The sequence below is a fragment of the Mesorhizobium sp. M0293 genome, from assembly GCF_040321735.1.
GTDB lineage: Bacteria > Pseudomonadota > Alphaproteobacteria > Rhizobiales > Rhizobiaceae > Mesorhizobium.
Genome location: NZ_JAMYSA010000171.1, coordinates 1 through 9,526, shown reverse-complemented (window position 1 = coordinate 9,526; position 9,526 = coordinate 1). Strand labels below are relative to the sequence as shown.

Annotated in this window: 7 protein-coding genes and 5 pseudogenes; 7 read left to right on the top strand and 5 right to left on the bottom strand. The window is 58.8% G+C overall.

Annotated features, from left to right (window positions below; all coding sequences use genetic code 11):
- Positions 1-75, bottom strand: a pseudogene (locus tag NKJ06_RS32960) (DNA-binding response regulator); the annotation flags it as partial.
- On the opposite strand from NKJ06_RS32960, the gene NKJ06_RS32955 reads away from it, so the two are divergent.
- A complete protein-coding gene (locus NKJ06_RS32955) occupies positions 56-430 on the top strand; it encodes an acyl carrier protein (RefSeq protein ID WP_352812098.1) in 375 nt (124 codons plus the stop codon). The pseudogene NKJ06_RS32960 and the gene NKJ06_RS32955 overlap by 20 nt on opposite strands.
- A 105-nt stretch (positions 431-535) precedes the next feature.
- On the opposite strand, the gene NKJ06_RS32950 is transcribed toward NKJ06_RS32955, so the two are convergent.
- The 3 genes and pseudogenes from NKJ06_RS32950 to NKJ06_RS32940 all read right to left on the bottom strand — a co-directional run bounded on the left by NKJ06_RS32950 (position 536) and on the right by NKJ06_RS32940 (position 2,059).
- On the bottom strand, positions 536-1,153 hold the full coding sequence (locus NKJ06_RS32950) for a hypothetical protein (RefSeq protein WP_023737119.1): 618 nt from the start codon (positions 1,151-1,153) through the stop codon (positions 536-538).
- A complete protein-coding gene (locus NKJ06_RS32945) occupies positions 1,153-1,332 on the bottom strand; it encodes a hypothetical protein (RefSeq protein ID WP_031194388.1) in 180 nt (59 codons plus the stop codon). The genes NKJ06_RS32950 and NKJ06_RS32945 overlap by 1 nt, the downstream gene beginning before the upstream one ends.
- Positions 1,329-2,059: pseudogene (locus tag NKJ06_RS32940) on the bottom strand (IS6 family transposase). Before NKJ06_RS32940 ends, NKJ06_RS32945 begins: the two are co-directional and overlap by 4 nt.
- 294 nt (positions 2,060-2,353) lie before the next feature.
- Between NKJ06_RS32940 and NKJ06_RS32935 the strand changes: the two are divergent.
- From NKJ06_RS32935 to NKJ06_RS32925, 3 genes and pseudogenes are all read left to right on the top strand, one after another.
- The gene (locus NKJ06_RS32935) at positions 2,354-2,731 is read left to right on the top strand and encodes a hypothetical protein (RefSeq protein WP_023679574.1); all 378 of its coding nucleotides are present in this window, start codon (positions 2,354-2,356) and stop codon (positions 2,729-2,731) included.
- Between the two features lie 122 nt (positions 2,732-2,853).
- A pseudogene (locus NKJ06_RS32930) lies at positions 2,854-3,105 on the top strand (DUF1403 family protein); the annotation flags it as partial.
- Positions 3,106-3,180: 75 nt separating this feature from the next.
- A pseudogene (locus NKJ06_RS32925) lies at positions 3,181-3,890 on the top strand (IS6 family transposase).
- A gap of 127 nt (positions 3,891-4,017) precedes the next feature.
- Here the strand turns inward: NKJ06_RS32925 and NKJ06_RS32920 are convergent.
- Complete coding sequence (locus NKJ06_RS32920; protein ID WP_023766567.1) at positions 4,018-5,937, bottom strand: potassium transporter Kup; 1,920 nt, start codon at positions 5,935-5,937, stop codon at positions 4,018-4,020.
- A gap of 443 nt (positions 5,938-6,380) precedes the next feature.
- Between NKJ06_RS32920 and NKJ06_RS32915 the strand changes: the two are divergent.
- From NKJ06_RS32915 to virD4, 3 genes and pseudogenes are all read left to right on the top strand, one after another.
- Positions 6,381-6,650: pseudogene (locus tag NKJ06_RS32915) on the top strand (integrase core domain-containing protein); the annotation flags it as partial.
- A 301-nt stretch (positions 6,651-6,951) separates the two neighbouring features.
- Positions 6,952-7,728 carry a hypothetical protein gene (locus NKJ06_RS32910; RefSeq protein WP_245260339.1) on the top strand — a complete coding sequence of 259 codons (777 nt, stop codon included), beginning with the start codon at positions 6,952-6,954 and terminating at the stop codon, positions 7,726-7,728.
- A 247-nt stretch (positions 7,729-7,975) separates the two neighbouring features.
- A partial coding sequence (gene virD4, locus NKJ06_RS32905) for a type IV secretion system ATPase VirD4 (RefSeq protein WP_352559169.1) occupies positions 7,976-9,526 on the top strand: 1,551 nt, incomplete at its 3' end.

Here is a 9,526-nt window from a genome sequence, read left to right as displayed (position 1 = left end):
GGCATGCATCGTGAGATACTCGGCGATGAGGCGCCGCATTGCGGCATCATCGTCAATGACAAGAACATGTTTCAACGGCACACCTCGTTTTCGGGGTTGGGCCCCGATCAGGGTTGCATTACCTGAATCTGCAATCAAAAGGCATGTATTAGTGATGACATTACTTGAAATTGAACAACTGGTTCTCAAAACCCTCAACGCTCTAGTTGCCGAAAAAGTAGAGGTCTCGATGACAACCAGAATGCGGGATCTCGGCCTCGACAGCCTCGACTATAACGAGCTTGCTACGGCGATCGAGAGCCGACTTGGCTGGTTTGTCGACGATTACAAGCTCTGGCGATACGAGTCCGTAAGGCATGTCGCCGACGCCGTCGCCAGTCAGGAGTTGCGCACCGCGGAACCACCAGCAGTGCGGCAAGTGCTGGAGTAGTGCTGTAGGCACAGGTTACGGTGAGGGCAGCTTGGGCGGCGGTAGCTATGGCCATTGCTCCGCTGTGGTTTGTATCCGTGACTGGTGTGTTTGAGAACTGTTGGGTCAGCCCGGTCCATGTCGCAGTGCCGATGCCCCCTTGGTGGCGTTGCCCGCAATTGCGATCGCTGCGCCCAGGGCACCAATGCTGACGGTCGTTGTCAGGCCACCCGTTGAATTGTTGTCAGAGGCAACAGTGCCCACCACACCATCCCAATCGGTGGTCGTATAGACCGACATGTAGTCACGGAACACGCTCTCACTATACGTGGTCACGATCGTTGCCGTCGTACCGGTTGGCACGAGGGCTGACCACACTGACAGATAGACCACACCAGAATTGAAGATGCTTTCCACCTGAGCGAGAAGGGTGGCAGCCACACCCCCAATCGTCATACTGTTGACGGTCACTGCACTTTCGGTGTCAGTGGTCTCAGTTGTCACGATGACACGACGATTAGCGTGTGGCGCGACAAGAAGCGGAATGCTGGTGTGGGTGTAAACGGTCGTGGCAGTCGAGTCTTCGTGAGTGCCATTGAAGACCAGATCTATCGGGAACATTTTCTCCCAGACGCCCGAGCTGCGCACATAGACCTGTCGAGCCTTGGTCCAGAGGCTTGAGATTTTCACCCAGACGGCGCTGGCCGCCCCCCAGACCCCGGAGGCTTTGACGTAAAGGGCCATTACGGCTGCACCCAGAAATCACCGTCCACGCCGCCAGAAGGGGCAGCGGCCGAGATCGTGACGCTGCGATTTGCCATCGTGCCGACGCCGAGAAGCGCCTTGGTCTGGGCAATGGACTGCGGTCGACGATAATTGTCCCCGGTGCCGTCACTCGACACGCGACCGACGAAGCTCGTCACAGCGTCGGCACCTGTGGCGTAGGTCGAGCGGTACAAACGCGTCGTGATATCACCAGCGCCATCGCGCTGAGGCGATGAACATGTATGGCGAGAGCAGAACGTTTGGGGCGGGGCGGGACGAAGAGGTTGCGGAGGGCTGACAAGGTCGAGACGAAGCGTTGCAGGCCTCTCGGCGATCGGACCCCTGCATCATCCGCTCCCGTTTTCGCGGCGGCACATGGGAATTCTCCGCTCCGTTGTTCAACCCCTTGTGCGACCGGTGCTTGACGTCCGGCATCACCTGTCGCTTTGCCGCTCCATACGAGCGCAGCTAGTCGGTGATCATGCGCTTCGGCGCGAGCCCCTGCTTCTTCAACAGCCGCGTCAGCAAGCGCTTGGCGGCCTTGGTGTTGCGGCGGTTTTGCACGATTTCGTCCAGCACATATCCATCCTGGTCGACGGTGCGCCACAACCAAAGCTTTTTGCCGGGCGATGGTGACGACCACTTCGTTCAGGTACCAGATGTCATTCCGGCACGGCGGCTTGCGGCGCAAGCAGCGAGCGCAGTCCAGCCCGAACTTGATGCCCCACCGGCGACTTGTCTCATACGAAACCACGATGCCGCGTTCCAGCAGCATTTCCTCAACCAGGCGCAGGCTCAGCGGAAACCGGAAATAAAGCCAGACCGCGTGGGCGATAATAGGCGGCGGAAATCGGGGGGCGTGTAGCTGACGGCGGGCGTATTCATGCCCCCCGGCGTCCATGTCGCAAATCTTGACGATTGCTTTGTGTGTCAAGCCCGCCGCAGGTCTCAACGCGTTCAATGCAGACATTGTGAAAATCGCCCTATTCCGCCTTTTTTTACCGCCCCTTAAGTCCCCCGCTCGCATGCTTGTCGATGCCATTGAACTCATAGCCATCGGCCAAGGATTTTGGAAAATATGTTTCCGCTCGCAGCAGAAAACGTGAGAGTCGCTGTAGGCCTAACGTTAAGGGGAGAGAGCGGTTTGATTGGACGAAATGGGTACCGGAGTACCGAGTCATGAAGCCACGAGGTAATCTGGTCCGACTGAAGCAATTTCAGGTGAATGAGAAGCGGCGACAGTTGCACCAGCTAGACATCATGATTGCCGATTTCGAACGCATGGCGCGAGAACTGGACTTCCAGTTAAACGCCGAGGAAACGAAGGCCGGCATCTCCGATGTCAATCATTTTGCTTATCCGACGTTCGCCAAGGCCGCTCGCCTACGTCGTGACAACGTCAAGAATTCGCAATCGGACCTTCTGCGGCAGAGAACCGCAGCCGAGCCATGCCTCGCCGAGGCTGAAGCAGAGCTCTCCAAGGCGCAAATGCTAGAATCGCGCAGCGGCAGAGGCCACGACCTCGAACCCGGCAACCGAAGCGCCATGATCGGCTGAGCCGGATGGCTTCAGCGCGCCTCATTCGCGACACCCGACTGGCCGTTGGCGCGCGAGAGGCGTGCGGGCACTGTAAAGATATCAGCGTATTGATGCAGCGATAGCTGGTCGGGACGGCTGTCATGCTGCGGCGACATACGCGATTTTGTTCCAGATTTGCATGGCGGCGTTACGCAGGTATTGGGGGAAAGTGGAACTGGTTGGCACTCGGATCATCGGTGGAAACGAACCGCTGCCGGCGGATCGGCGCCTGGCGGCAACGCCTGGCGCTTTCGGCGGCGGCGGTAACGGCAAAGCAGGCTGGCCGGTCGAGGATGAAGCGGCACCTGCGCGATGCCGTTCTGCTCACGGCCGGGAGACGGGGTCGGCCCCGCCGGCCGGATGCTGCTCGCTTGGCGCGGCATCGTAAAGTCAACCGACAGCTTATGAAGATGTGCGTACATTGGGCCATGTCAGAAGTTGCTCGTGATCCGCTCTATGGTCGCCACCGCTTTCCCGCCGAGATCATTGCGCACGCGGTATGGCTCTACTTTCGCTTTCCGCTCAGCCTGCGCATGGTTGAGGACATGCTGGCGGCCCGCGGCATCATCGTCACGCATCAGACCGTTCGAAGCTGCGCGGAGAAATTCGGACGGCATTCCGCCCAGGAGATCAATATCAGCCGGCTGCCTGGGCGATAAATGGCATCTCGACGAATGTGTCGTGGCTATCAGTGGCAAGAAGCAGTGGCTCCGGCGTGCCGTCGATCAGGACGGCTTCGTCCTCGAAGTGCTGGTACAAAGCCGCCGAAATGCCAAGGCGGCAAAGCGTCTGATGCGCAAGTTGCTGAAAGCTCAAGGGCGGACACCACGGATCATGATCACCGACAAGCTCCGATCCTATGATGCCGCCATGCGCGACCTCATGCCCGGCGTCGAACACCGGTCGCACACAGGCCTGAATAATCGAGCGGAAAATTCGCACCAGCCGACCCGACGACGCGAAAGGATCATGAAACGCTTCAAGTCGGCACGCCAGCTTCAGCGGTTCGTTTCCATCCATGATCCGATTGCCGACCTGCTCACTTTCCCTGCAATGCGCTGTCATCGGCTCAACATCGAGACCTGCGTAACGCCCCATGCAAATCTGGAACAAAATCGCGTGTGTCGCCACAGCGTGACAGCCGTCCCGGCCAGCTATCGCTGCATCAAGCCGCTGAAACTTACAGTGCCGGGCGCGCTGCTACCTGAATTTCCTTACCGCTCAATCAATGTGACAGCACCGATTCTTCTCAACCGCGGCATGCCCTAAATCGTCACTTGCGTTCCGATCTCGACGACGCGTCCGGTCGGGATCTGGAAGTACTCCGTCGCGTCGGCCGCCGTACGCGCCAGGCCGATGAACAACCGGTCCTGCCACACCGGCATGCCGGAATTGGGCGAGGCCTTGAGCGAACGCCGTGACAGGAAGAACGAGGTCGTCATGATGTCGAACTTCCAGCCTTGCTTGCGGCAGATCGCCAGCGCGCGCGGGATGTTCGGCTGCTCCATGTAGCCGAAGGTCAGCGTCACCCGCATGAACAGCTCGTTGACCGTCTCCATCTTGACCCGGTCGCTGTCGGGCACCACCGGTTGCGGCGCGGTCACCACCGAAAGGATGACGTTCTGCTCGTGCAGCACCTTGTAGTGCTTCAGGCTGTGCATCAGCGCGGTTGGCGCGCTGAGTGGATCGCTCGTCAGGAACACCGCGGTGCCGGACACCAGCTGCGGCTTTTTCTTCAGGAGATTGCCGGCGAGGAAATCGAGCGGGATTTCGTTGCGGCGGGTCTTGTCGAACAGATAGCGGCTGCCGCGCACCCAGGTCCACATAGCCAGCACAATGGTGAAGGCCACCGCCAGCGAAGCCCAGCCACCCTCGAACACTTTGACGATGTTGGAGGCAAAAAAGCCGACATCGATGAAGCCGAACAGCGCCGTCATGGCGACCGCCACCCACAGCCGCCATTTCCAGATCCGGGTCATGACGACGAACAGCAGCACCGTCGTCACCAGCATGTTGCCGGTCACCGAGATGCCATAGGCGGAGGCGAGCTTGCTCGATTCGCCGAAACCGACGACCAGCAGCATCACCGCCAGCGCCAGCAACAGATTGACGCGCGGCATGTAGATCTGGCCCGACTGCTTCTCCGAGGTGTGCAGGATTTCCAGGCGCGGCAGCATATTGAGCTGCACCGCCTGCCGGGTCAGCGAGAAGGCGCCGGAGATGACCGCCTGGCTGGCGATGACAGTCGCGGCCGTCGCCAGCACGACCATCGGGATCAGCGTCCAGCCTTCGTTCATCTCGAAGAATGGATGGCCGACGACGCCATTCTTGGCCAGCACGAAGGCGCCTTGCCCGGCATAATTGAGCAGCAGGCAGGGAAACACGATCGCCAGCCAGGCCAGCACGATCGGCTTGCGGCCGAAATGGCCGAGATCGGCATAGAGTGCTTCGGCGCCGGTGACGGCGAGGAAGATGGCGCCGATGGTCACGAAAGCGACGTCGGGCGAATTGATCAGAAACGCGACGATGTAGTGCGGGCTCACCGCCCACAGGATTTCCGGATCGGCGATGATGTGGTTGAGCCCGGAAAGGCCAATTGCCAGGAACCACACCGCCGTCACCGGGCCGAACACCAATCCTACCCCGCCCGTGCCGAAGCGCTGCACCGCAAACACCATGGTAAGAATGACCAGTGTCAGCGGCACGACATAGGGCTGGAAGGTCGGCGTGACGACATTCATGCCCTCAACCGCCGACAGCACCGATATCGCCGGTGTGATGACGGCATCACCGAAGAAAAGCGATGCCCCGACGATGCCGATGCCGAGCATCAGCGCCGAGCGCTTGGGGAAACTGCCGCGCGCCAGCGCCATCAGCGACAGCACGCCGCCCTCGCCGCCGTTATCGGCGCGCAGCACGAACATGATGTACTTGATGGTGACGATGATCGTCAGCGACCAGATGATCAATGACAAAACGCCGAGGATATCGCCGCGCTCGGCGACATTGCCGCCCGACGACGCCACCAGCGCCTCACGGAACGCGTAGATCGGGCTGGTGCCAATATCGCCATAGACAACGCCGAGCGCGCCTAGCATCAGCACCTCGGGGCTTTGCTGTTCGATTGCCGGATGGCTCGACTGTTCGACGGGTTCTGCCTCGCTACCAGTATTGGTAAGGACCATGGACGACACTCCGATAAGGGGCGGCCCTCTACCTTTGCTGCACTGCAATATCAAGTGCCGCGACGTAATGGCTCCGTATGCGGACCGCATTTGTTGCCGCACCGGCGGATTGTCTCATACGAAACCACGATCCCGCTCCCGGGCCATTTCCTCGACGAGACACAGGCCAAGGGGACCTGAAGGAGGGCCAGACCGGATGGGCGATGATCTGCGGCAGGAAACGATGGCGCTGCTTGTAGCTGACGGCATGTCTTTCTCCTTTGTGTGTCTGCCAGACGAGCGGGCGGGCACGGAAGTGGTCGCGCTCTGGCTGCCAGACATACTCGTCCAACCTGATGAAAACCTGACTTGTACACCCAGCCCAAACAGGTGCGAGGGGTCGGTCTATTACCAAAGGCTCTGAGGGCTGATTCTCTAGGGTTCGGCATTCAATACACCGAGCGCTTGCGGAGGCCGGCGTCGAACCCGCAGTGGGCAGTGTCGGCGACTCTTTCGATAATGCTCTCGCGGAAACGATCAACGGTCTTTACAAGGCCGAGGTGATCCATCGACGCGGACCCTGGCGCTCATTCGAGGCCGTCGAGTTCGCCACGCTCGAATGGGTCGACTGCTTCAACAATCGCTGGCTGCTGGAGCCCATCGGCAACATCCCGCCGGCCGAAGCCGAGGAACGCTACTACGGCATGTTGGATGAACCAGCCATAGCCGCGTGACTCAAACGAAACGGCCACCGGAATGCCCGGGGCAGTTCACATCGCATTTGATGCCAGCTTCATCGTATTTTCTTCGGCTTGGACGGGCACTTGGCAGACCCACAGAGCTGGGAACCCTTTGCCATACTACAACTGTAACATCATATCGGTTTAGCAGGTCAAGCTTTGGTGGTAACCTCATTGGGTAGAATAACTACTTTGGAGGCGAGCAATGGATCGCGATAACAAACGGGCACGTGCAGCTGCAAGATCATCTCAAGGCGTGGGGAGCAGTAGCCTCCGTGACGTTCCAGAGGGGCCATTGAGCGATGTTGCAGAACGGCTGGTAACCGCTAACCCGCGCGATACAGCGCGAAATCTTGGGGGCTTCAAAGGCCTCGGGACGCACGAGCGAACAGCCGTTCGGGGCACTCAACCCGGGCCAGAAACTGACCTCGCGAGATTTGAAAGGCGGACCAATCGTCTTGGACGATCAGCCATCGATCTGGCCGCGACATTAACAGCCGAATTGGGGTACAGCACGGATGACATAGCATTGCAGAAAGTCGGAGCGGCCAGTAATCTAGGCGATTACCTAACGCCAGGGCTGCAAGATGCTATTGTTAATCGCATTGGCAACATGGATCCGCCGTCGCAAGCTCTCGGAGCTTATTACGTTGCGCCACACTTCAGTAAGTTTACTGACGAAAACAAATCTCGCATTCTTGATCAGGCCATTGGATTGGCTTCTTCTGATCCGGATGGCAATGTCAGGATGATGGCATCCAATGCTATTCTCAACATGTATCAACAGTTAGACGCAAACCAACAGGCCCAAGCTCACTCAGTTTTTCCCGGCATGCAAGACATCTTGCCGCACATGCCGCCGCCGCAGCATGCAGCAGAGGAACGGAGTGCGAATCTGGACGGCCACATAGCAGGTATTGAGGCTGCAGTCCGTGATACAGTAGGCCCGCAAACCTCGTATGAACAGCTGCAGCGGGGTGCTCAAATCGGGCGGTCCATAAACCACGCCTTCAATCACGCCCGAGAGGACCTAATGGAGGCCACCAGAAGCAGAGATCGCTCCGGCCGTTGAGGTCTCGGCCATGGTACAGTGACGCTTTCTCTCCCGAATTCCGTTTACGGCCTTGCCGTTTCCAATTCGCTGGCCGTTGACGTACCTGCTTAGTGTAACTTTCAAAAACCACGTCTGCCGGGTGATGCGCTGCAAGCATCGCACCACCCGCTGCGGCATCGATCTGTCGAGCGGCGACATCGCGCGACGCCGGTTCGGTCTCTGAAGCACGCGCAGCATTAGCTACGGCTAATCCGGCAATGGAACAATGCTTTCAACAAAAACGACGCCCCCCAACATAGCCATTAGCATCGCGTGCTCACTCGCCGTGGGCTTCTGTGCGGCAAGTCTTTACGCAACCTTCCGCCACGGCGGCAGCGGCGAGGCTCTGATGGCGTTTGATGTCCGTGCCTTTTGGTTTGAGACGCCCTTCTATTTGGGTTTCGCAACCCCCGTTTTCTATCGGGGCGCGGCTATCGTGCTCTCGACGTCCGCGGTCGTCTTGCTGATTCAGCAGATCGTATTGCGCCGCAAGCTCGAACACCACGGGACGGCTCGTTGGGCTCGAGTGGATGAAATGCGACGCACGGGATATCTGCGACGATACCGTGGCGTGACAGGGCCGGTGTTTGGGAAGACAAGTGGCCCTTTCTGGCCTGGCTACTACCTGACCAATGGCGAGCAGCCTCACAGCCTCATCGTTGCACCGACCCGCGCTGGCAAGGGCGTCGGCATAGTCATTCCAACGCTACTTACATTCAAAGGCTCGGTGATAGCTCTGGACGTCAAGGGGGAGCTCTTTGAGCTCACCTCGAGGGCGCGCAAAGCCGCAGGTGACGACGTGTTTAAATTCGCGCCGCTGGATTCGGAGCGGCGCACAAACTGCTACAATCCGCTGTTGGATCTTATAGCGTTGCCTCCACAGCAGCAATTCACCGAAGCCCGCCGCTTGGCCGCAAACCTGATTACGGCCAAGGGGGAGGGCGCGGAAGGTTTCGTCAGCGGCGCGCGAGATATCTTTGTCGCGGGAATCCTTGCCTGCATCGAGCGGGGCACGCCAACAATCGGCGCCGTCTATGACCTCTTCGCCCAGCCGGGGGAGAAGTTTAAGCTCTTCGCGCGACTCGCCATGGAGACCCAGAACAAAGAGGCACAACGCATCTTCGACGACATGGCGGGGAACGATACGAAAATCCTAACCTCCTACACTTCCGTGCTCGGCGATGGCGGGCTCAACCTGTGGGCGGATCCCGCTGTAAAGGCGGCCACAAGTCGCTCGGACTTTTCGGTCTATGATCTTCGCCGTCGCAGAACGTGCATCTATCTTTGCGTTGGTCCGAACGACCTTGAGGTGATCGCGCCTCTGATACGCTTGTTTTTTCAGCAAATCGTTTCAATTCTGCAGCGGTCGCTGGCCCGCCGGGATGAAAAGCACGAGGTTCTCTTCCTGCTCGACGAGTTCAAGCACTTGGGTAAGCTGGAGGCGATCGAGACCGCAATCACGACTATCGCGGGCTACAAGGGGCGTTTCATGCTCATCATCCAAAGCCTTTCGGCACTGACGGGGGCTTATGGAGAGGCTGGCAAGCAGAATTTTCTCAGCAATACCGGACTGCAAGTGTTCATGGCCACGGCTGATGACGAGACTCCGAACTACATTTCCAAGGCCATCGGTGAATACACGTTTGAAGCAAAATCGATTTCTCACAGCCAGGCGCGAACGTTCGACTGGACCATTCAGAATTCACATCAAGGTGCACCGCTATTGCGTCCCGAACAGGTTCGGCTGCTCGATGACGACTACGAGATTGTTCTCATC